Source organism: Bradyrhizobium sp. 23AC, from assembly GCF_054863025.1.
On sequence record NZ_JAVAYN010000013.1, the window covers coordinates 201,441 to 223,385 of the forward strand.

At 65.7% G+C, this 21,945-nt stretch carries 22 protein-coding genes; 14 read left to right on the forward strand and 8 right to left on the reverse strand.

Annotated elements, in window-relative coordinates; genetic code table 11:
- Positions 1 to 44: 44 nt before the first annotated feature.
- The 3 genes from RAD10_RS27100 to RAD10_RS27110 are packed head-to-tail and all read right to left on the reverse strand — an operon-like array spanning position 45 to position 3,788.
- A complete protein-coding gene (locus RAD10_RS27100) occupies positions 45 to 1,571 on the reverse strand; it encodes an acyl-CoA synthetase (RefSeq protein ID WP_461619892.1) in 1,527 nt (508 codons plus the stop codon).
- A 22-nt stretch (positions 1,572 to 1,593) separates the two neighbouring features.
- Entirely contained in the window at positions 1,594 to 2,778 is a 1,185-nt protein-coding gene (locus tag RAD10_RS27105) for an ABC transporter substrate-binding protein (RefSeq protein WP_461619893.1), read from the reverse strand.
- Positions 2,779 to 2,813: 35 nt separating this feature from the next.
- A complete protein-coding gene (locus RAD10_RS27110; RefSeq protein ID WP_461619911.1) occupies positions 2,814 to 3,788 on the reverse strand; it encodes an NAD(P)H-dependent flavin oxidoreductase in 975 nt (324 codons plus the stop codon).
- Between the two features lie 181 nt (positions 3,789 to 3,969).
- On the opposite strand from RAD10_RS27110, the gene RAD10_RS27115 reads away from it, so the two are divergent.
- On the forward strand, positions 3,970 to 4,857 hold the full coding sequence (locus RAD10_RS27115) for a LysR family transcriptional regulator (RefSeq protein ID WP_091960223.1): 888 nt from the start codon (positions 3,970 to 3,972) through the stop codon (positions 4,855 to 4,857).
- Between the two features lie 97 nt (positions 4,858 to 4,954).
- On the opposite strand, the gene RAD10_RS27120 is transcribed toward RAD10_RS27115, so the two are convergent.
- Positions 4,955 to 5,608 carry a DNA-3-methyladenine glycosylase family protein gene (locus tag RAD10_RS27120; protein ID WP_461619894.1) on the reverse strand — a complete coding sequence of 218 codons (654 nt, stop codon included), beginning with the start codon at positions 5,606 to 5,608 and terminating at the stop codon, positions 4,955 to 4,957.
- 122 nt (positions 5,609 to 5,730) lie between these two features.
- Here RAD10_RS27120 and gluQRS point away from each other — a divergent pair, with 122 nt between their 5' ends.
- Entirely contained in the window at positions 5,731 to 6,603 is an 873-nt protein-coding gene (gluQRS, locus tag RAD10_RS27125; RefSeq protein ID WP_461619895.1) for a tRNA glutamyl-Q(34) synthetase GluQRS, read from the forward strand.
- Between the two features lie 104 nt (positions 6,604 to 6,707).
- Positions 6,708 to 7,988: an ATP-binding protein gene (locus RAD10_RS27130; protein ID WP_461619896.1), complete on the forward strand. Its 1,281-nt coding sequence runs from the start codon at positions 6,708 to 6,710 to the stop codon at positions 7,986 to 7,988.
- Here the strand turns inward: RAD10_RS27130 and RAD10_RS27135 are convergent.
- A complete protein-coding gene (locus RAD10_RS27135; RefSeq protein ID WP_091960235.1) occupies positions 7,915 to 8,808 on the reverse strand; it encodes a YihY/virulence factor BrkB family protein in 894 nt (297 codons plus the stop codon). The genes RAD10_RS27130 and RAD10_RS27135 overlap by 74 nt on opposite strands.
- A gap of 296 nt (positions 8,809 to 9,104) precedes the next feature.
- Between RAD10_RS27135 and RAD10_RS27140 the strand changes: the two genes are divergently transcribed.
- The 6 genes from RAD10_RS27140 to RAD10_RS27165 all read left to right on the forward strand — a co-directional run bounded on the left by RAD10_RS27140 (position 9,105) and on the right by RAD10_RS27165 (position 13,174).
- Positions 9,105 to 9,299 carry a twin transmembrane helix small protein gene (locus RAD10_RS27140; RefSeq protein WP_091960239.1) on the forward strand — a complete coding sequence of 65 codons (195 nt, stop codon included), beginning with the start codon at positions 9,105 to 9,107 and terminating at the stop codon, positions 9,297 to 9,299.
- A gap of 2 nt (positions 9,300 to 9,301) precedes the next feature.
- Positions 9,302 to 9,874: a cob(I)yrinic acid a,c-diamide adenosyltransferase gene (locus RAD10_RS27145; RefSeq protein WP_461619897.1), complete on the forward strand. Its 573-nt coding sequence runs from the start codon at positions 9,302 to 9,304 to the stop codon at positions 9,872 to 9,874.
- A gap of 126 nt (positions 9,875 to 10,000) precedes the next feature.
- Entirely contained in the window at positions 10,001 to 10,750 is a 750-nt protein-coding gene (locus RAD10_RS27150) for an electron transfer flavoprotein subunit beta/FixA family protein (RefSeq protein WP_018316267.1), read from the forward strand.
- Entirely contained in the window at positions 10,750 to 11,694 is a 945-nt protein-coding gene (locus tag RAD10_RS27155) for an electron transfer flavoprotein subunit alpha/FixB family protein (protein WP_461619898.1), read from the forward strand. The genes RAD10_RS27150 and RAD10_RS27155 overlap by 1 nt, the downstream gene beginning before the upstream one ends.
- A 208-nt stretch (positions 11,695 to 11,902) precedes the next feature.
- Positions 11,903 to 12,784, forward strand: a complete 882-nt coding sequence (locus RAD10_RS27160; protein WP_026201637.1) for a 3-hydroxybutyryl-CoA dehydrogenase — start codon at positions 11,903 to 11,905, stop codon at positions 12,782 to 12,784.
- 195 nt (positions 12,785 to 12,979) lie between these two features.
- A complete protein-coding gene (locus RAD10_RS27165; protein ID WP_091960250.1) occupies positions 12,980 to 13,174 on the forward strand; it encodes a hypothetical protein in 195 nt (64 codons plus the stop codon).
- 6 nt (positions 13,175 to 13,180) lie between these two features.
- Here RAD10_RS27165 and tlpA read toward each other — a convergent pair whose 3' ends face one another.
- The gene (gene tlpA, locus RAD10_RS27170; RefSeq protein ID WP_461619899.1) at positions 13,181 to 13,846 is read right to left on the reverse strand and encodes a thiol:disulfide interchange protein TlpA; all 666 of its coding nucleotides are present in this window, start codon (positions 13,844 to 13,846) and stop codon (positions 13,181 to 13,183) included.
- Between the two features lie 101 nt (positions 13,847 to 13,947).
- Between tlpA and argH the strand changes: the two genes are divergently transcribed.
- The 3 genes from argH (at position 13,948) to lysA (ending at position 17,019) form a co-directional block, all read left to right on the forward strand.
- Positions 13,948 to 15,345: an argininosuccinate lyase gene (gene argH, locus RAD10_RS27175; RefSeq protein ID WP_461619900.1), complete on the forward strand. Its 1,398-nt coding sequence runs from the start codon at positions 13,948 to 13,950 to the stop codon at positions 15,343 to 15,345.
- 94 nt (positions 15,346 to 15,439) lie between these two features.
- The gene (gene lptM / locus RAD10_RS27180) at positions 15,440 to 15,730 is read left to right on the forward strand and encodes an LPS translocon maturation chaperone LptM (RefSeq protein ID WP_461619901.1); all 291 of its coding nucleotides are present in this window, start codon (positions 15,440 to 15,442) and stop codon (positions 15,728 to 15,730) included.
- A 23-nt stretch (positions 15,731 to 15,753) separates the two neighbouring features.
- Positions 15,754 to 17,019 (forward strand): diaminopimelate decarboxylase, encoded by a 1,266-nt coding sequence (gene lysA / locus RAD10_RS27185; protein ID WP_461619902.1) that lies wholly within the window; start codon positions 15,754 to 15,756, stop codon positions 17,017 to 17,019.
- A 103-nt stretch (positions 17,020 to 17,122) separates the two neighbouring features.
- Here lysA and RAD10_RS27190 read toward each other — a convergent pair whose 3' ends face one another.
- Together RAD10_RS27190 and RAD10_RS27195 are read right to left on the reverse strand one after the other, a co-directional pair.
- Positions 17,123 to 18,013, reverse strand: a complete 891-nt coding sequence (locus RAD10_RS27190; protein WP_461619903.1) for an NAD(P)-dependent oxidoreductase — start codon at positions 18,011 to 18,013, stop codon at positions 17,123 to 17,125.
- 137 nt (positions 18,014 to 18,150) lie between these two features.
- On the reverse strand, positions 18,151 to 18,534 hold the full coding sequence (locus RAD10_RS27195; protein ID WP_018316258.1) for a carboxymuconolactone decarboxylase family protein: 384 nt from the start codon (positions 18,532 to 18,534) through the stop codon (positions 18,151 to 18,153).
- Positions 18,535 to 18,699: 165 nt separating this feature from the next.
- Between RAD10_RS27195 and RAD10_RS27200 the strand changes: the two genes are divergently transcribed.
- Together RAD10_RS27200 and RAD10_RS27205 are read left to right on the forward strand one after the other, a co-directional pair.
- Positions 18,700 to 20,637: a TIGR02302 family protein gene (locus RAD10_RS27200; protein ID WP_461619904.1), complete on the forward strand. Its 1,938-nt coding sequence runs from the start codon at positions 18,700 to 18,702 to the stop codon at positions 20,635 to 20,637.
- Positions 20,625 to 21,770 (forward strand): DUF4175 family protein, encoded by a 1,146-nt coding sequence (locus RAD10_RS27205; protein WP_461619905.1) that lies wholly within the window; start codon positions 20,625 to 20,627, stop codon positions 21,768 to 21,770. The genes RAD10_RS27200 and RAD10_RS27205 overlap by 13 nt, the downstream gene beginning before the upstream one ends.
- Positions 21,771 to 21,945 lie beyond the last annotated feature (175 nt).

A 21,945-nucleotide genomic window follows, 5' to 3' on the forward strand; every position in this document is an offset into this window, starting at 1 on the left:
TATGGCCTGGCATTCCACTCGCGCGGACGCCGGCCGGAGAAGGTCTAAGCGCCGCCCGGACCGCGGCCGGTCCAATAGGGATCGCGCAGCTTGCGCTTGAAGATCTTTCCGGTCGCCTCCCGGGGCAGCGCATCCAGGAACCGGATCTCCTTCGGTACCTTGAAGTTCGCCAGCCGCTCGCGCAGAAAAGCCTGCACTGCGGCGGCCGAGAGCTGCTCGCCGGTGTCGGGCTCGATGCAGGCACATAGCCGCTCGCCATATTCCGGGTCGGGAATGCCGAACACGGCGCAATCGCGCACGCCGGGCATGCCGATCAGCACGTTCTCGATCTCGGCGGGATAGATGTTGACGCCGCCCGATATCACCATGTCGCGCTTGCGGTCGCACAGAAACAGATAGCCGTCCTCGTCGAGATAGCCGACGTCGCCGACGCTGACGAGGCCGTCGCGCCCCGCCTCGGCGCGCGCCTGTGCCTTGCCATGATAATCGAAATCGGGCACCGCCGTCTGGCGCATGTAGATTTCGCCGACCTCGTTGGCGTTGCACGGGCTGCCGTCGTCGCGGAAGATACTGACGATGCCGCCTTCGATGGCGCGGCCGACGGTGCCGGGCTTCTTCAGCGCCTCCTCGGCAGAGTGCCACACCGGGATCCCGGTCTCGGTCGAGCCGAAATACTCGTTGATGACCGGCCCCCACCAATCGATCATCGCCTTCTTCACCTCGGGCGGGCAGGGCGCAGCCCCGTGCACGACGAAGCGCAGCGACGACAGGTCGCAGCGACGCCGGACCGCCTCGGGCAGCCGCAGCAGCCGCACGAACATGGTCGGCACCATGTGGATGTGCGTCACGCGGTGACGCTCGATCAGCGCCAGCAGTTCCTCCGCGTCGAACCGCGGCTGGAGGATGACGGTGCAGCCGTTGCGGAACGCCATCATGCCGTAGGAATGCGGCGCCGAGTGATACATCGGCCCGTTGATCAGCACGATTTGGCTGTCCCGCGGCTTGATGCCATAGGCGATCGCGCCGACACGTTCGGAAGCGGCCGCCTGCTCGGGCTGCATCGGCATGCGCCGCACGCCCTTCGGCATGCCTGTCGTGCCCGACGTGTAGATCATTGCCGCGGCCCGGCGCGGCGGTTCCTGAGTCTCAGGATGGCCGTCGCGCCAGCGCTCCCAATCGGTCAGTCCGGCCGGGACCGCGGTCAGCTCCGGGGCGATGGCGAAGGTCGCCGCCAGCTCGGGCGGCGTCGCGACCACGAGGAGGCGGACATCCGGCGCCACGCCGTCGCGAATCTGCGGCAGCAGGTCGGCGTGGCAGACCAGGATCTTCGCGCCGCTGTCGGTCAGGATGTAGCGGACCTCCTCGGCCTTGAGATGCCAGTTGATCGGCACCACGGGGCTGCCGAGTGCGGCGGAGGCCGCAACCACCTCGAACAGGGCGAAATCGTTGCGCAGCATCATCGCAACCGGTGCGGCCTCGGCAAGGCCCAGGGCGCGGAATCCGCTCGCCGCCCGCCTGATGCGTGACTGGATCTCGTCATAGCTGATCCGGCGCTCGCCGCTGATGATCATGGCGTGTCCTTCCCGCGCGAGCCTAGCGATCGTCCAGCACGTCGCCGAAGCCGACCCAGCTCTTGCCGTTGAAGCGGCGGAGCTGAAGCTGCTGGAACGGCAGATAATCGTCGGCGCCCGTCGTGACCGACATTCCCGGCAGCAGCAGCGGCAGCTTCACCTCCTTCAGCGAGGCCGCCTGGCGCATGATGTTGTCGCGGCTGACATCATCCTTGCACGCCTTCAGCACCGTCATCAGCAGCGTCGCATAGTGGTAGCCGGCCGCGTAGTTGGAATTGGAAAGGTCGGCGTTCGGCATGTATTGCTTCATGAAGGCAAAATACTCCTTCACGCCGGGATCGTCGGCCCATTGCGGGTCCATCGTGTCCTTCTGGTTGCTCGACGAGATCAGGCCGACCGCGTTGTCGAGCCCGGCCGGCTCCAGGAACGAAATCGACGAAGCCGAGGTCGGCACGAAGAACAGCTCGGGCTTCCAGCCGATCTCGGCCACGCCCTTGACCATCTGCGAGGTGAACTTTCCGAGCACGACGCCGAACAGCACGTTGGCGCCCGAGGCCTTCAAAGTCGAAAGCTGCGAGCTGATCGTCGGCGCGCTGGTCTCGTAGGTCTGCTCGGCGATAATCATGCCGGCCGCCTTGGCTCCGAGCGCGCGCTTGAAGCCCGCGACATAGTCGCGGCCGAAATCGTCGTTCTGCGCCAGGATCGCGATCCTGGCGTCGGGCTTGGTCTGCAGAATGTATTTGGCATAGACCACGCCCTCGGATTCGTAGGCCGCCATCCCCGGCATCGTCCACGGATTCTTCTGCGGCTCGGCCCATTTGGTGGCGCCCGAGAGCACGAACAGCTGCGGCACCTTCTTGGCGTTGAGATAGCGCTGCACGGCGCTGTTGGTGGCGGTGCCGAGCGAGCCGAACATCATCAGCACCTCGTCCTGCTCGACCAGCTTGCGGGTCTGCTCGACCGTCTTCGGCGGCGAATAGGCGTCGTCCAGCGTGATGAACTTGACCTTGCGGCCGCTGATGCCGCCTTCGGCATTGATCTTGTCGAAGAACGCTTCCTGCGTCCGCCCGATCGCGCCGAAGCCGGAGGCCGGGCCGCTATAGGGCAGGGTCTGTCCGATGCGGATCTCGGCGCTGCCTTCGGCGTGGGCGCTGCCGCCCCCAAGCGTCAGCAACGACATGCCGATCAATGCGGCTGCGAGCTTCATAATGTCCTCCCGTTTTTTCTTGTCAGTCCGAGACGTCAGGCGCTGGCGCGCAACAGGAAATCCTGCCGGGCCTGATCGAACTCCGTCTTCATCCGGTCGACCAGGTCGGCGACGGCAGGCGCATCGGTGATCTGGCCGATGCCCTGGCCCGAACCCCAGATATCGCGCCAGGCCTTTGATTTCGTGTTGCCGCCTGAGCCGAAATTCATCTTCGTCTTGTCGGCCATCGGCAGATTGTCCGGATCGAGTCCCGCGGCGGCGATGGAGGGGCCGAGATAGTTGCCGTGCACGCCGGTAAAGAGGTTGGTGTAGACGATGTCGTGCGCGGCATGCTGCGTCAGCGCGGACTTGTAGGCTTCGTCGGCGTTGGCTTCCTTGGTCGCGATGAAACGCGTACCCATATAGGCGAGGTCGGCGCCCAGCGTCAGCGCGGAGGCGATGCCAAAGCCGTCGCTGATCGCACCCGACAGCAGGATCGTGCCCTTGAACCATTGCTTGACCTCGCGCACCAGCGCGAAGGGCGACAGCGTTCCGGCATGCCCGCCGGCGCCCGCGCAGACCAGGATAAGGCCGTCGACGCCGTGCTCGGCCGCTTTCCGCGCATGCTTGACGTTGATGACGTCGTGGAACACCAGCCCGCCATAGGAATGCGCGGCCTCGACGATCTCCGCTGGCGGCCGCAGCGAGGTGATGATGATGGGGACGCGATGTTTGACGCAGGTCTCCATGTCCTTCATCAGGCGGTCGTTGGAGGCGTGGCAGATCTGGTTGACCGCGTAGGGCGCGACCTTCCTGCCCGGATTGAGCGATTTGTATTGGCCGAGCTCGTCCTCGATGCGGCTCAGCCACTCGTCCAGCTTCTCGACTGGACGGGCATTGAGCGCCGGAAACGAGCCGACGACGCCGGCCTTGCACTGGGCGATCACCAGCTCCGGTCCGGAGACGATGAAGAGTGGTGAGCCCACCACCGGCAGCGCGAGCGAATCCTTCAAGAGAGCGGGCAGCGCCATCATGTCCTCCCTGAAAACGCGGCCCCGCCGGCGGGCGGAGGACGAGGCGTTTCCCTGTTGATTGTCGCGCGGGCGATTGCCGCCCGTGTCGCGGATTTGAACCCACTATAAGGTTGGACGGCGCGCTCCGGTCGTTCAATAATGAACGGATAGCCATTCAGATATGAACGGGGGGTGCCGATTGGACTGGGATCTTTGCAAGACCTTCGTCGCGGTCGCCGATACCGGAAGCTTCACCGCCGCCGCCCGCCGGCTGCACACCAGCCATCCGACCGTCAGTCGCAAGATCGCGGCGCTGGAAGCTCAGCTCGGCACCAGGTTGGTGGCGCGCGCCGCCGACGGCCTGGCGCTGACGGCGGATGGACGGACATTGCGCGAGCACGCCGAGGCCATGGCGGCGGCGGCGCTGCGGGCCGAGACCGCGGTCGCGGCCGGAGGACATAAGGCGCGCGGCATCGTCAAGCTTTCGATCGGCGCGACGCTGGCCTCGCATTGGCTGATGCCGCGCCTGCCCGCCTTCCTGCGTGCGCACGATCATGTCCAGCTCGAGATCATCACCCACCCGTTTCCGGCGAGCGTGCGCCGGCGTGAGGCGGACGTGGTGCTGCGGCCTTTCGACAGCGGCGAGGAAAACCTGGTCGGCCGCAAGATTGGCCGCCTTGGGACCGGATTCTATGCCTCGCGCGATTATGCCGCGGGGCGGTCCTTGCCTGAACGGCGCGGCGAGTGGAAGGAGCATAGCGTCGTCGGCTTCGCCGACCAGGCGTCCAATGCGCAGCTTGCGCGCTGGAGCGACGTCGTCACGCGGCAGGCCAGGGTGGTGATGCGCTGCTCTTCCCAGGGCGACATGCTGGCGGCGGTCCGCGCCGGGATTGGAATCTCGGCGCTCTCGTGCTTCGTCGCGGAAAGCTATCCCGACCTCGTGCGCGTCGCCCCGCAAAAGCTCGCCAGCGTGGCGGACCTGTGGCTGCTGGCCCATCCCGACCTCGTCGAGCTCCCGGCGGTGCGCGCCGTCGTGGATTTCGTCGCCGAATGCGCCCGGGCCGACCGCGCGAGGCTGCGGGGCTAAAGCATGATCCGGAAAAGTGCGCAGCGGTTTTCCGAAAAGATCATGCTTGAACAACAATCTAAAGCGCGATGACGTTTCATCCTGATCGCGTCGCGCTTTAGGCCGAGCCGGCGAGCACGCCCTCGCGCTTCTTCACCGCGCGATAATAGCTCCACCACAAATGCGCCGCCGCGCCGCGCAGGGGACGCCAGGGTTCGGCGAGCGGCGCCATCTGCTTTTCCGTCGGCCTTGCCTGAAGGCCGAGCCCGACGCGGATGGCCTCCTGCACGGCGAGGTCGCCGGCGGGCCAGGCATCGCCATGACCGAGGCAGAACAGGAGATAGACGTCCGCGGTCCAGGGGCCGATGCCGGGCAGCGCGATCAACGTGTGATGCGCGGCGTCGGCATCCTCCTCGGCGAGCACGTCGAGGTTCAGCCGCTGAGCGCCGATCTCGCGCGCGAGATGCTTCAGCGTCTTGATCTTGGCGGCCGACAGGCCCAGCCGCCCCAGCCGGTCAGCGCGGGCGCGGCGCACCGCGTCGTGGTCGAACGGATCGAAGGCCGCGGACAGCCGTCCCCAGATCGCCGCCGCGCTCGCCGTCGACAGCTGCTGCCCGCAGACGATGTGGGCAAGCCCCGCAAAGCCCGGCTCGCGCCGCCGCAAGGCTGGCATGCCCGCGATCTCGAATACGGGTTTGAGGCGGGGATCGCGCTTGATCAGCGCTTGGACGGCCTCTTCGAGATCGGATTGGGTTTCGAGATGGATGGTCATGCGATCGGCAAGCTCTCTTCGACGTCATGCGCGGGCTTGACCCGCGCATCCATCTCCTATCGTAACAGAGTCCTTGGAAGATGGATGGCCGGGTCGAGCCCGGCCATGACGAGATTCATGTGATGGCACCACCCGTTTTCCGATTTGCCCCGAGTCCCAACGGCCACCTGCATCTCGGCCACGCCTATTCGGCGCTCCTTAATTTCGACCGCGCTCGCGAGTCGGGCGGCCGGTTGTTGCTGCGGATCGAGGACATCGATGCGACGCGCTGCCGGCCGGAATTCGAGGCGGCGATCTACGAGGATCTGGCCTGGCTCGGGATCGACTGGGAGACGCCGGTGCGGCGGCAGGCGGAGCATCTCGCCGATTATCGCGCCGCGCTGGACAAGCTGTCGGCGCTCGGCCTCGTCTATCCCGCCTTCGAAAGCCGCGCCGAGATCGCAAAGCTCGTTTCCGAACGTGAGGCGGATGGCCCGTGGCCGCGTGATCCCGACGGCGCGCCGCTTTATCCCGGCGAGTCCAAATCGCTGCCCGCCGACGCGCGGGCGCGCCTGATCGACAGCGGCGCGCCTTACGCGTTACGGCTCGACATGGCGGCCGCCTGTCAGCGCGTCGCCGGGCTGACCTGGAATGAGCTGGGCGAGGGGCCTGTTGGCGAGCGCGGCACCGTCCGGGCGCGGCCCGAGGCCTGGGGTGACGTCGTCCTGGCGCGCAAGGAGACGCCGACCAGCTACCATTTGTCCGTCGTCGTCGATGACGCGCTCCAGGGCGTCAGCGAGATCGTGCGGGGCCAGGACCTGTTTCACGCCACCGCCGTCCACCGCCTGCTCCAGGTCCTGCTCGGCCTGCCCGAACCCGCCTACCGTCATCACCGGCTGATTTGCGACGGCGAGGGGCGGAAGCTGTCGAAATCGAGCCGCTCGACCGGTCTGCGCGCCTTGCGCGCGGCCGGCAGGATGCCTGCCGGCATCCGTCAGCTGGTGGGATTAGGTTAAGTTTCTCTGGGGGTTAGCGAAACGCCGCCGTGACTCCGGGGGTTCCGCCGTGCCATGCTTGGCCGACAGCCCGGGGTTCGAAGGGGACACTTCGAAGGGGATTTATGGCGGCGAAAAAGCGCCCAGCGCGCACCACGCGGACGTCCAGGCGACCGCCTCGGAAGCGGTCCGGGACGACCGGCGGGTTGCGCAAGCGCAGCACCAAGGTGGTCGCGCCGGACGTCGTCCAGGCGGCGCTCGCCGCCTTTGCCCATGAGGTCCGCACCCCCCTGACCGGCATTCTGGCGATCAGCGACCTGCTCGCGACCTCCGATCTTGGCGAGCGGGAACGGCGCTGGGCCGACACCATCAAGGCCGGTGCCGAGCATCTGGCGAGCCTTGCCACGCTGTTCGTGGATGCCGCCAGAACCGGCAAGGGGGCCAGCAAGGCCGGAAGTACGCTGCGGCAGGACCTGTTCGATCTCCGCACGCTCGCCCGCAGCGCTGGCGATTCACTGGCCGGGCGTGCCGCGGCCAAGGGTCTCCAGGCCCAGGTCGAGATCTCCGACAAGCTCCCCGGCCTCGTGGTCGGCGATCCCGTCCGCCTGCGCGCCGCGCTCGAGAACCTGATCGACAATGCCGTGAAGTTCACCGACCAGGGCGGCGTGGCGCTCGAGGTCGCGCCCTGGCGTCCAGCCAAAGGCAAAACGAAGGGCAAGCCAAAAGAGAAGGGCAGGGTCGGCGTCGCCTTCGCGGTGTCCGACAGCGGCATCGGTCTCACCATGGCCGAGATCAAGCGGCTGTTCCGCCCGTTCACTCAGGCCAATGTCACCATCGCCTCGCGCTTCGGCGGCGCCGGCTTAGGGCTGTCCTCGGTCAAGCAATTGGCGCGCGCGATGGGCGGCGACATCACCGTCGCACCGCGCCGCGGCGGTGGTGCTACCTTCACGCTGACAGTGTCGCTCGATGCGGCGGGACCGCGCAAATCCCGCAAGGCGAAGGGTGAAGCCGAGGCAGATGCGGTCGCCGCGCTGCGCGTCCTCAGCGTCGAGGACAATCCGTTCGGCCGCGTTGTGCTCAACACGATTCTGACCGAGCTCGGCCATCATGCCGAGTTCATCGGGCGAGGCGAGGACGCGGTCGGCCGGCTGGCGCAAGGCGCGTTCGATGCGGTGCTGATGGATATGGTGCTGCCGGGCATCGACGGTGTCGAGGCCATCCGGCGGATCCGCACCATGGAGGCGCCGCTGGCTCAGATCCCGATCATCGGGGTGTCCGGCCGCGGCGAGGACGAGGCGGCCTCGCGCGAGGCCGGCGCCGACGCCTTCCTGGTTAAGCCTGTGTCTCCGCGGGCGCTAGCGACTGCGCTGCTTGAAGCGACACGCCGTGAGGAAGCCGCGACTTGATGATCGCGGCATTGAGCTCGCCGCCGTAAACGAAGATCGCGGCGATGAAATACAGGAACACCAGCGCGATGATCACCGAGGCGAGCCCCGCATACATGGTCACGTAATTGTTGGCGAAGCGCGCCAGATATTGTCCGAACACGATGCCTGATATCAGCGAGGCCACGATGGTGAAGACGATGCCGGGCAGGATCTGGAGGAAGCCGCGCCGTCCCGCCGGCAGCCAGACGTGCAGGATGATCAGCGCCACCACCAGCGCACCGATCGTGATGCCGTAGCGCAGCCAGGTGAGGATGCTTTCGTTGGACTCGACGAACAGCGGGATATGGCGTCGCGCCGCCTCGATCAAGAGCGGACCGAGCACGATCAGGAACGCCATGGCGAGCGCGGTGAAGGCCGCAATCAGCGTGTAGACAATCGATTCCAGACGCAGCCAGTACCAGCGCCGCATCTCCACCACCGCATAGGCGCGATTGAGTGCGACCCGGAGGGCCTCGACTCCGTTGGAGGCGAAATAGACCGACAGCGCCGCGCCGATCGTCAGAATGCCGGTGCGGGTCGTGGTCAGCACGTCATGTACCTCGCCCGAGATCGAATCGGCGACCTGCTTGGGCCAGATCTGCAGCATCAGGCTGGCGGCCTGGTCGGCGAGTTCCTTGGAGCCGAAGAAGCCCGCGAGTGAGGTCAGCACGATCAGGAACGGGAACAACGCCATCAGCGTCGACAGCGCGATGTGGCTCGCGATCGCCCAGCCGTCGTCGGCCAGGAACGTGTAGAACGCATCCTCCAAGACGCAGTAAATGTAGCGGATGGCTTTCACCTGGCACCTACACCGCTGCTCCCTCTCCCCGCACGTAGGGAGAGGTCAGGAGAATAGGCAATGGGCGTAAACCGGAAATCATCGCGCTACCATCTGATATTCTTGCTCCAAAAGCCAGTTCGCGAAGCGCCTCGCTGTCATTCCGGGGCGCGCGCAGCGCGAGCCCGGAATCCATTTCGCCGCAGTAGGGGTGGCCCGATGGATTCCGGGCTCGACGCTTCGCATCGCCCCGGAATGACGCCGGAGGCTGCCGCGGCACCATGGCGGACCGGCGCGCTCGGTGTTATCACCCCCCAATGGCATCTCTCCTGACGACTTTCATCCTGCCGGCGGCAGCCGGCGCCGTGGCGTTGGTGCTGCTGCTCGGGCTCATCAACATGATGCGCGGCGGCTCGCCCAACATTTCGCAGAAGCTGATGCGCTGGCGCGTGCTGCTTCAGTTCGTGGCGATCGTCATCGCAATGCTCGCGGTCTGGGCGATGGGGCGGTAATCATGGTCGTACTGAATCGCATCTACACGAAGACCGGCGACGACGGCACAACGGCCCTCGGCTCGGGCGAGCGCCGCCCAAAATACGATCTGCGTATCGAGGCTTATGGCACGGTCGACGAAACCAATGCCGCGATAGGCGTGGTGCGGCTCCATACCCAGGATGCCCCCGAGCTCGACGCGATGCTGGGCCGCATCCAGAACGATCTGTTCGATCTCGGCGCCGACCTTGCGGTTCCGGAACGTGACGGCAAAGCCGAGCGCCTGCGGGTGGTGGCGAGCCAGGTCGAACGGCTCGAGCGCGACATCGATGCGCTCAACGACAAGCTCGCGCCGCTGACCTCCTTCGTGCTTCCCGGCGGCACGCCGACTGCTGCCTATCTCCATGTGGCGCGCACGATATGCCGCAGGGCGGAACGGGTGATCGTGGAACTGGCGGCCCGACCCGGGGAGCAGGTCAGCGCAGCTGGCATCCAATATATGAACCGCCTGTCGGACTTCCTGTTCGTGGCCAGCCGAGCCGCCAACGGGAATGGCGCCGGCGACGTGCTTTGGGTTCCGGGCCAGAACCGCTGACCCATCGAGCTCTCGCATTTCAGAGGGCTAAAATTAGGCTCGTTCGCGCGTTGACCGGGGCAGATCGGGCCTTTAGGTTCCGCGCCAGTTGATAACCCCCCTCCCAAATTGAGTGAAAGAGGATCGATGAAGGTCTTAGTGCCGGTAAAGCGGGTGGTCGATTACAACGTCAAGGTCCGCGTCAAGGGCGATGGATCGGGCGTTGAACTCGCCAACGTCAAGATGTCGATGAACCCGTTCGACGAAATCGCGGTTGAGGAAGCGCTGCGCCTGAAGGAAGCCGGCAAGGCGACCGAAGTCGTGGTGGTTTCCATTGGACCTGCGCAGGCGTCGGAGACGATCCGCACGGGTCTTGCCATGGGCGCCGATCGCGGCATCCTGGTGAAGGCCGAAGGCACGGTCGAGCCGCTCGCGGTCGCCAAGATCCTGAAGAAGGTTGCTGAAGAAGAGCAGCCCGGCCTGATCATTCTCGGCAAGCAGGCGATCGACGACGACAGCAATCAGACCGGCCAGATGCTGGCTGCGCTGCTCGGCTGGTCGCAGGCAACCTTCGCTTCGAAGCTCGAGGTCGAAGGTTCTGACTTCAAGGTCACTCGCGAAGTCGATGGCGGTCTCCAGACCGTGAAGCTGAAGGGACCGACGATCGTCACCACCGATCTGCGTCTCAACGAGCCGCGCTATGCCTCGCTGCCGAACATCATGAAGGCCAAGAAGAAGCCGATCGCGGACAAGACCGTCGCCGACTACGGCGTCGACGTCGCTCCGCGTCTCGAGGTCGTCAAGACGACGGAGCCGGCCGGCCGCAAGGCGGGCGTCAAGGTCAAGGACGTCGCCGAGCTGGTGTCGAAACTCAAGAACGAAGCCGGGGTGCTCTGATGACGACGCTGCTGATTGCCGAACACGACAATGCGTCGCTCAAGGATGCGACCAACAAGGCCCTGACCGCGGCCGCCGCGCTCGGCGCGGACGTCGAGGTCCTCGTTGCCGGCCAGAACGCCAAGGCCGCGGCGGATGCTGCTGCCAAGCTTGCCGGCGTCAAGAAGGTCTTGCTCGCCGACGGCGAGCTCTACGCCCACGATCTCGCCGAGCCGCTGGCCGCACTGATCGTTTCACTGGCTTCCGGCTACGATGCGATCGTCGCGCCCGCGACCTCGCGCTTCAAGAACGTGATGCCGCGCGTCGCCGCCCTGCTCGACGTCATGCAGGTCTCGGAGATCATCAAGGTGGTCGGCCCGGACACCTATGAGCGCCCGATCTATGCCGGCAACGCCATCCAGACGGTGAAGTCCAAGGACGCCAAGAAGGTCATCACGGTGCGGACCTCGACCTTCGCCGCAGCCGGCGAGGGTGGCAGCGCGCCGGTCGAGACCGTCGCGGCGGCGGCCGATCCGGCCCTGTCGTCCTTCATCGGCGAGGAGGTCGCCAAGAGCGATCGTCCCGAGCTGACCTCGGCCAAGATCATCGTCTCCGGTGGCCGCGCCATGCAAAGCCGCGAGAATTTTGCCAAGTACATCGAGCCGCTCGCCGACAAGCTCGGCGCCGGTGTCGGTGCCTCGCGTGCGGCGGTCGACGCCGGCTATGCGCCGAACGACTGGCAGGTCGGCCAGACCGGCAAGGTCGTGGCCCCCGAGCTCTATGTCGCCGTCGGCATTTCCGGCGCCATCCAGCATCTGGCCGGCATGAAGGACTCCAAGGTAATCGTCGCGATCAACAAGGATGAGGATGCGCCGATCTTCCAGGTTGCGGATTACGGCCTGGTCGCCGATCTCTACCAGGCGGTTCCGGAGCTGACGGCCGAACTCGGCAAGCTCGGCAAGTAAAAGACGCCAAAAACGCCGGCCGGAGGCATAAACTCCGGCCGGTGTTTCATTTCTGAAGCGTTTTCTTTGGCGTGGGGCACGCCGGGGAAGCGATCCAATCTAGGTTTCGAGCCCGGGTTCTGATTAAATCAAGCTTCTGATCAAATCAGACCTCCCGGCTCGGGGGATAGGCAGGCGCGCTCGTCGCGCCGTTCCGGTGGATGACAAGATGGCGGCAGTGATCAAGAAGGTCGGCGTGATCGGCGCGGGTCAGATGGGTAACGGCATCGCGCATGTTGCGGCGCTGGCCGGCTTCGACGTGGTGCTCAACGACGTTTCGGTTGATCGCCTCAAGTCGGGCATGGCCACCATCAACGGTAATCTGGCGCGCCAGGTCTCCAAGAAGGCGGTCTCCGAGGACGACAAGGCCAAGGCGATGGCGCGCATCACGTCCGCCGAGAAGCTGGACGACCTCGCCGATTGCGACCTCGTGATCGAGACCGCGGTCGAGAAGGAAGAGGTCAAGCGCAAGATCTTCCACGAGCTCTGCGCCGTGTTGAAGCCCGAGGCGATCGTCGCCTCCGATACGTCCTCGATCTCGATCACCCGGCTTGCCGCCGCCACCGACCGGCCCGAGCGCTTCATCGGCATTCACTTCATGAATCCGGTGCCGCTGATGGAGCTGGTGGAGCTGATCCGCGGCATCGCCACCGACGACCAGACCTTCGAGGCGTCCAAGGAATTCGTCGCCAAGCTCGGCAAGCAGGTCGCGGTCTCCGAGGATTTCCCGGCCTTCATCGTCAACCGCATCCTGCTGCCGATGATCAACGAGGCGATCTATACGCTGTATGAAGGCGTCGGCAATGTCGAGGCGATCGACGCGGCCATGAAGCTCGGCGCCCACCATCCGATGGGCCCGCTGGAGCTGGCCGATTTCATCGGCCTCGATACCTGCCTCTCCATCATGCAGGTGCTGCATGAGGGGCTGGCCGATTCCAAGTACCGCCCGTGCCCGCTGCTGGTGAAATACGTCGAGGCCGGCTGGCTCGGCCGCAAGACCCAGCGCGGCTTCTACGACTACCGCGGCGCCAAGCCGGTTCCGACGCGCTGATCCATTTCACGGTGGCGTAGGGTGGGCAAAGCGAAGCGTGCCCACGCATTTTTTGCGACCATGGTGAGGTGGTGGGCACGGCGCAAGTGCGCCTTTGCCCACCCTACGGCACTAACCCACCCTACGAGATCCGTGACAATTCATGTCCTATTAACCCCTCGCGCCTAGGCTGCAGCCGGTAAGAGGGTTCGCGTAATGGACATGATGGCAATGGTCAGCACCATGCTGGCCGCTCAGCAAGGCGCGCTGCAGTCGAATATCTCGGCGACGCTGACCAAGCAGAACATGGATATGGAGAAATCCACCGTCCTGACGCTGATGGGTGCCGGGCAGCCTTCGCTGGCCAATGTCGGTGCCGGCGTCGGCGGCAATCTCAACGTCACCGCCTGAAAATCCCTAGAGCGCCGCGGCGGCCTTGCCCGTCGCCGCCCGGATCAGCTTGAGCGCGTCCTCGCTCGCCCATTCCGCCGGCCCCGCGATCGTCGCAATCTCGCAGCCTTGCGGATCGACCAGCACCGAGGTCGGCATGCCCAGCGCCCGGCCTATGGCCTTAAGATCCTGAAAAACCTTGGCTTTCTGATCGCTGAAATAGCCGAGCCGGGTCAGATTGGCCTCTTTCAGAAAGGTTTTCGGCTTCTCCGGGTCGCGGGTGTCGATATTGATCGCCACCACCTCGAAATTCGGGCCCGACAGCTTGCCCTGGAGCTCGTCCAGCGCCGGCATTTCCTTCCGGCACGGCACGCACCAGGTGGCCCAGAGGTTCACCAGCAGCGTCTTGCCGCGGAAATCGGACAGTTTTTTCGGCTTGCCGTCGGCACCCTCGAAGGCGAGGTCGGGCAGCTTCAGCGGCGCACTCGCCATGGTCAGCGCCGCCACCTCGCCATGGGCCAGTGGAGCTATTTTTTGCGCCGTAGCCACTGCCGCCCGGCAGGCCGGATCGCCTGATGGGGCCCGGCTCAGGCCCAGTCCGTACAGCGCGGCGAAGCCGGCCAGCCCTCCGACCGCCACGGTGGCGATGACGAGGGGGACCCGGCGCGTGGCGGAGGGCGTCTTGTCGAGCATATCGTTTGTCATCCGGTCGCAGATATGGCTATCAGGGGCCTCTTAATACGGCTGGCGGCGGCCAGCAAACGTGCGGCAAATCAAGGCGTGAGCAGGGGATCATGAGCAACAAGATGTGGGGCGGCCGGTTCTCGGAACGTCCCGACGAGATCATGGAAGAGATCAACGTCTCCATCGACGTCGATCGTCACCTCTTCGCCCAGGACATTGCCGCGTCCAAGGCCCACGCTGCGATGCTTGCCGCGAAGGGCATCATCACGGGCTCTGATGCGAAAAATATCGGCAAGGGTCTAGACACGATTTTGTCAGAGATCGGCAAGGGCGGCTTCGAGTTCAAGCGCGCGCTCGAAGACATCCATATGAATGTCGAGAGCCGCCTGTCCGAGCTGATCGGCCCCGCCGCCGGCCGCCTGCACACCGCGCGCTCGCGCAACGACCAGGTCGCGACCGATTTCCGTCTCTATGTCCGTGATGTCCTCGACGAGACCGACGCCGCGCTCGCCGCGTTCCAGGCCGCGCTGGTCAATCGCGCGCTGGAGCATGCCGCAACCGTGATGCCCGGCTTCACCCATCTGCAGACCGCGCAACCCGTGACCTTCGGCCATCATCTGCTCGCCTATGTCGAGATGGCCGCGCGCGATCGTGGCCGCTTCCAGGATGCGCGCAAGCGGCTCAATGAATCCCCGCTTGGCGCCGCCGCGCTGGCCGGCACCTCTTTCCCGATCGATCGTCACGCCACCGCGAAGGCGCTTCTCTTCGACCGCCCCATGGCGAACTCGCTCGACGCCGTCTCCGATCGCGACTTCGTGCTGGAGACGCTGTCGGCCGCCTCAATCTGCGCCGTGCACATGTCGCGCTTTGCCGAGGAGATCGTGATCTGGACCTCGCCGCTGGTCGGCATGATCCGGCTCAGCGACAAGTTCACCACGGGCTCCTCGATCATGCCGCAGAAGCGCAACCCGGATGCCGCCGAACTGGTGCGCGCCAAGACCGGCCGCGTCATCGGCGCGCTCAACGGTCTGTTGATCGTGATGAAGGGCCTGCCGCTCGCCTATCAAAAGGACATGCAGGAGGACAAGCAGGGCGCCATGGAGGGCTTTGCCGCGCTGTCGCTCGCGATCCGCGCCATGACCGGCATGGTCCGCGACCTCGTGCCTGATGAAGCCAAGATGAAGCTTGCTGCAGGCGAGGGCTATGCCACCGCGACTGATCTCGCCGACTGGCTGGTGCGGACGCTGAAAATGCCGTTCCGCGACGCCCATCACGTCACCGGCCGCATCGTCGCCAAGGCCGCTGAGGGGGGCGTCGCGCTGCACGAGCTGCCGCTCAAGGAGATGCAGGCGATCGAGCCCAAGATCACCAAGGACGTGCTCGGCGTGCTCTCGGTCGAATCGTCGGTGAAGAGCCGCACCAGCTTTGGCGGCACCGCGCCGAAGAACGTGGCGGCGCAGGCCAAGGCCTGGGCGAAGCGGCTGGAAAAAGAGCGAAAATTGGGCTGAGGGGCAAAATTTCGCTTATGTTTCATGGTCATCCGGCTCTCGCCAGAGCGCGCCAATCTCTGTATGGTGCGCCCCGCGTAGTGGGGATTTCGTCGTGACGTCAAAGTTTCGCCCGGCCGGCTCGGGGTGGGCCATCATTGTCTTGAGCCTGGCGGCGCTTGCGCTTGCCGGCTGCGGCCGCAAGGGCCCGCTGGATTTGCCGCCGACCGCCAACGCGCCCACGGCCAACGGTGCTGCGCCAACCGACACCGAGACTGAGGCCCAGAGGACGCCGAGCGTGTTCAATCCCACCTACGGTGCGGATGCCGCGCCCGCGGCGGCCAAGGGCAGGAAGAAACCGTTCATTCTCGATCCGCTCCTGGACGAACCTCCCGGCAAGAAATAAGCCGGGACAACCGAGCCTGCGTCATGAACCATTTCGACTATCGCAACGGCGTGCTGCATGCCGAGGCGGTGAACTTGTCCGAGCTGGCCGCAACCGTCGGCACGCCGTTCTATTGCTATTCGACCGCGACGCTGGAGCGGCACTACCGCGTCTTCACCGAGGCTTTCGCCGGCGAGAAGGTGCTGGTCTGCTACGCCATGAAGGCGAACTCCAACCAGTCGGTGCTGCGCACGCTGGCTAAGCTCGGCGCCGGCGCCGACGTGGTCTCCGGCGGCGAGTTGAAGCGCGCGCTGGCCGCCGGCATTCCGCCAAGCAAGATCCTGTTCTCCGGCGTCGGCAAGACCGAACAAGAGCTGCGCGCCGCGCTGGCCGCCGACATCCTCTGTCTCAACGTCGAATCCGAGCCCGAGCTCGAGCTGCTGTCGCGCCTGGCGACCGAGACGGGCAAGACCGCGCGCATCTCGCTGCGCGTCAATCCCGATGTCGATGCCGGCACCCACGCCAAGATCTCGACCGGCAAGTCCGAGAACAAGTTCGGCATCCCGATCGCGCATGCGCGAGAGGTCTATGCCCGCGCTGCGAAACTCCCGGGCATCGAGGTAACCGGCACCGACGTCCATATCGGCAGCCAGATCACCGACCTCTCCGGCATGGAGACCGCCTTCCGCATCCTCTCCGAATTCGTGCAGACGCTGCGCGCCGACGGCCACAACATCAGCCACGTCGATTTCGGCGGCGGCCTCGGCATTCCCTATTACATGGACCGCGAGGCGCCGCCGGCGCCGGCGGCCTATGCCGCCATGGTCAAGCGCGTCAGCCACAATCTCGGCTGCACGCTGATGTTCGAGCCGGGCCGCATGATCGTCGGCAATGCCGGCATCCTGGTCGCCAAGGTGATCTATGTGAAGCACGGCGACGGCAAGAATTTCGTCATCATCGACGCCGCCATGAACGACCTGATCCGCCCGACGCTGTACGAGGCGCATCACGACATCCTGCCGGTGACGCAGCCCGCCAAGGGCGCCGCCACCATCATGGCCGATGTCGTCGGCCCGGTCTGCGAGACCGGCGACTATCTCGCGCTCGACCGCACGCTGCCGACGTCCGCGCCCGGCGATCTCATCGCCATCATGACCGCGGGTGCCTACGGCGCGGTGCAGGCCGGCACCTACAACACGCGCCCGCTGGTGCCGGAGGTGCTGGTGAAGGACGATCAGTACGCCGTGGTCCGCCCGCGCATCGAGGTCGAGCAGCTGATCGCGATGGATACGCCCGCGCCGTGGCTGTGAGGCAGTGATCGTAGCCCGGATGGAGCGCAGCGAAATCCGGGTTCTCGCCGAGCCGTAACAACCCCGGATTACGCTGCGCTCCATCCGGGCTACGGGTTTGGCGTTATTTTTTTTCGCCCACCACCACCCCCGCCTTCTTCTCGATCGGCTTGATCGCCGCGGTGAAATCGGACTCGGCGCCTTCCGCGCTGATCACGGTCTCCCACAACCGCCCGACCGCATCGGCGACCTCCATCGACAGGCCGAGCTGCTTCATCTCCTCCAGCGCCAGCCGCACGTCCTTCACCATCAGTCCCGTGGCGAAGCCGAAATCGAAGCTGCGCGGCAGCACGGCGCGCGGAAACTTGTCTCGGCTCGCGGTGTTCATGCCGGATCCGGCATTGATGACGTCGATCATGACGGCGGGATCAAGCCCGGCTTTCACGCCCATCACGACCGCTTCCGACGTCGCCACGATCGCGGTGGCCGACAGGAAATTGTTGGCGAGCTTCATGGTCTGCGCCGCGCCGGGCTTCTCGCCGATGAAGAACACCTTTCCGATCACGTCGAGCGCGGGCTTGAGCAGCTCGAATTCCGCTCTCGGTCCGGAGACCATCACCGCCAGCGTGCCCTTCTCGGCACCGCCGACGCCGCCGGAGACGGGGCAGTCGATCTGCACGATGTTGCGCTTGGCGAGCAGGTCGTGAATCTTCACGGCCATCGCCGAGCCGACGGTGGAGAGGTCGATGAAGCGCTTTGCGCGGCTGCCCTCGATCACGCCGTTCGCTCCCGTTGCGACTTCGAGCGAGGCTTGCAGCGAGGGCAGGCTTGCCATCACGGTCGAGACCTGATCGGCGACGTCCTTCGGCGATGTCGCTGGCTTAGCGCCGAGTGCTACGAGCTTGCCCGTCACCTCCTTGCGCGTGTCGAACACGACGAGCCTGTGTCCCGCCTCGATCAGCCGCCGCGCCATCGGGAAACCCATGTTTCCGAGCCCGATGAATCCGATGTCCATGGTGTTGTTTCCTCTTCCTCGTCATTGCGAGGAGCGAAGCGACGGGGCAATCCAGAATGTTTCCGCGGAGGGATTTCTGGATTGCTTCGCTTCGCTCGCAATGACGGAGTAATACAATTGAGAGCGGTTAGTTTAGCTCACGCCTTGCCGTCGATCTCCGCAAACACCTCGCGCGCGATGCGGAAGCTGTCGACTGCGGCGGGCATGCCGCCATAGATCGCGACCTGCATCAGGATCTCGCGGATCTCCTCGCGGCTGACGCCATTGGTGAGCGCGCCCTTCAGATGCGCGCGAAATTCGTGCTGGCGGTTGAGGATCGCGATCATGGCGATGTTGAGCATGCTGCGGGTCTTGCGCGGCAGCTCCTCGCGGCCCCACACCGTGCCCCAGCAATATTCGTTCAGCATCTCCTGGAACGGGCGGTTGAAATCGTCGACGTTCTTCAGGGCGTTGTTGACATAGGCCTCGCCCAGCACCGCTTTGCGGACTTCCAGGCCCTTGTCGTGCATCTTCTTGTCCATGGCGTTTCCTCTCGTCTCCCTCGGGGCGGCGCGGAAATTACGGGGTTGCAGCGGGCCAGTCACGTCCTCGTGTTATGCGGGAAAAGGGGTGTCTCCCGTACCGGAACGGATGCCTCAGTGCTGCCGTTGTGATAGGCTTCTCTACCGGGCAACCTGGAGAGTTGATTGAACGGCGTCACCCCCGACCCGTCAGACCCGATCCGCAACAGCGATGCTCTGTCGCGGCTGAAGCTGGCGCAGGCCCTCGATCGGGCCATTTATGCCATCGCGTGGGAGCGTGCCTGGCCGAATTTGGCGCGGCTTCTGACCGTCGTCGGCCTGTTCCTGGTGGTGTCCTGGGCCGGCCTCTGGCTGGCGCTGCCGTTCGTTGCCCGTGCCATCGGTCTCGTCGTTTTCGCCGGCATCGCGATTGCCGTCCTTTTTCCGTTGATTCGCTTCCGCTGGCCGAGCCGCGAGGAGGCGCTCAGCCGGCTCGATCGTGGCTCCGGCATCCGTCACCGCCCGGCCACGACGCTGACGGACACGCTGTCCTCGCAGGACCCGGTCGCACAGGCGCTGTGGCAGGCGCAGCGCGAGCGTACGCTGGCCTCGCTCAAGCGCATCCGCGCCGGCCTGCCGCATCCGCGGCTCGCGCTGCATGATCCCTGGGCGCTGCGCGCGCTGGTCATGGTGATGCTGGTCGCGACCTTCTTCGCCGCCGGCGACGAGCGCGCGATGCGGCTCGGGGCCGCCTTCGACTGGAACGGCGTGCTGGCGCCGGCGAATGTTCGCGTCGATGCCTGGGTCACTCCCCCGCTCTACACCGGCAAGCCGCCGGTCATCCTGTCGGCCGCCAACAAGGAGGCCGCAGCGCTGCCCGCCGCCGGCCCGCTTGCCGTTCCCGCCGGCTCGACCCTGATCGTGCGCTCCTCCGGCGGCAGCCTGGATGTCGTCGTCTCCGGCGGCCTCAAGGAGGTCGCTCCCGCGGAAGCCGCGCCCAAGGGCACCAACGAGAAGCATTTCACCATCACCGCAGATGGCACCGCGCATGTCCGCGCGCCCTCTGGCCAGCCGCAATGGGCGTTTGCGGCCACGCCGGACCGCGCGCCGACGATCGCGCTCGCCAAGGATCCCGAGCGCCAGGCGCGCGGCGGGCTCCAGCTCTCCTACAAGATCGAGGACGATTACGGCGTGACCGGCGCGGATGCGCACATTGCCCTGCGCCCCGCCGACGCCAAGGATGGTAGCAAGGATTCCGACGGCAAGGCCGCGGCGCGTCCGCTGTTCCAGCCGCCGCAATTCCCGCTCGTGCTGCCAAACGCGCGCACCCGCAACGGTGTCGGCCAGACCGTGAAGGACCTCAGCGAGGATCCCTATGCCGGCGCCGACGTCACGCTGACGCTCACCGCCAAGGACGAGGCCGGCAACGAGGCCAGGAGCGAACCCTTCAACATGCGCTTGCCCGAGCGTCTGTTCACCAACTCGCTCGCGCGCGCGTTGATCGAGCAGCGCCGCATCCTCGCGCTCGACGCCAACAGGAATTCCGACGTCTACACTGCCCTCGACGCGCTGATGATCGCACCCGAATTGTTTACGCCGGATGCCGGCTGTTATCTCGGCCTCCGGAGTCTGGCGAGCCAGCTCGAGGCCGCCCGCACCGACGATGCGCTGCGCAACGTGGTGGCGAGCATGTGGGCCTTCGCGACGACCATCGAGGACGACGGCGTCGCCGGGAGCGTCAACGCCGCGCTGCGCTCGGCGCAGGATGCGCTCAAGGCCGCGCTGGAACGCGGTGCCAGCGAGGACGAGCTCAGGGTGCTGACGCAGAAGCTGCGTGAGGCCATGGCCGGCAAGGTGCGCGATCTCGCCCGCCGCGCCGAGCAAAATCCGCTCGGCGCCCGGCAGCCGTTCCCGGCGGAGGTCCAGCTCATCCTCGACAAGGCAGTCGAGCTGCGACAAAAGACCCAGCACGCGACGCCCGAGCAGCTCGCCGAGCTGGCGCAGCAGCAGGACGTCTTGCGCGAGCAGCTTCAGGCCTATCGCAAGTCGGCGAACAACCGTGCCAACAAGGCGGGGGACGACAGGACCAACCAGTTTACGCGGGACCGGAAATGCGGAAGCTAGCACCCGTGCCAGTCTTGAAGGCGATGTCGATCGCCTGCCTCGCCATGCTGTTGACCGGTGTCTCGCCGGCCGCGGCTCAGCTGGATCAGGATCCCGATGCGCTGCTCGACAGCGCGGAAAAGGCGATGCAGGAATCCGGCGACAGCCTCAGGCAGAAGGAATCCGGGAAGAGCCTGAACAACCAGTCCGACGCCATTCAGAAGCTCGAGGAGTACAAGCGCGCCACGGAAAGAAGCCAGTCCTCCAATCGCGATCGTTCCGTCATCACGCAGCGCGATCTGGACGATCTGCTTCGGCAGATCGAGAAGGCGGCGCGCGAGGGCAATAAAGAAGCAGCCCAGCGCATGCTCGAGCAGCTCGCGCAGATCATGGAAAATCTCCAGATGGCGCAGCCCGGGCAATCCGGTGAGAGCGAGATGGAGCAGGCGCTGAACGAGCTCAGCGACATGATCCGCAAGCAGCAGCAATTGCGCGACAAGACTTTCAAGCAGGGCCAGGATTCCCGGCGGGACCGTTCGCGCGGCAAGCAGCAGGGCGAGCAGTCGATGTCAGACCTGCAGCAGGATCAGCAGTCGCTGCGCGACCGCCTGAAGAAGCTGCAGGACGAGCTCGCCAAGCGCGGCCTCGCGCAGAAGGGACAGAAAGGCCAGAAGGGTCAGCAGGGTCAGAAAGGCCAGCAGGGCGATCCGGGCCAAAGCGGCGATCAGGACGGCGACCAGGGCGATGATGACGGCAGCCTCGACGCCGCCGACGGTGCCATGGGCGATGCCGGCTCGAAGCTCGGTGAGGGCAATGCCGATGGCGCCGTGGATTCGCAGGGCAAGGCTCTCGACGCGATGCGCAAGGGCGCGCAGAAGATGGCCGAAGCGATGCAGCAGGGCGATGGCGACGGGCAGGGCGATGGTCCCGGCAATCGGGCCGGCCGTCAGCAGAGCGGCGGCAATCAGACCGATCCGCTCGGGCGCCCGCTTCACGGCCGCGATCTCAGCGACGACTACACCGTCAAGATCCCGGGCGAGATCGACGCCCAGCGCGTTCGCCGCATCCTCGAAGAGCTCCGCCGCCGCCTCGGCGACAGCTCGCGTCCGCAGATCGAGCTCGATTACATCGAGCGGCTGCTGAAGGATTTTTGACACCACTCAGTGTCATCGCCCGCGAAGGCGGGCGATCCAGTATTCCAGAGGCCTGCGTTGGAAGTCACGCTCTCACCGCATCCGCCGCGGCGTACTGGATGCCCCGCGGAGTGTTTAGTCCGGAGACATGGCTGACACCTGTTCGGACACATCACTGACAGGTTGGCCATTGGTC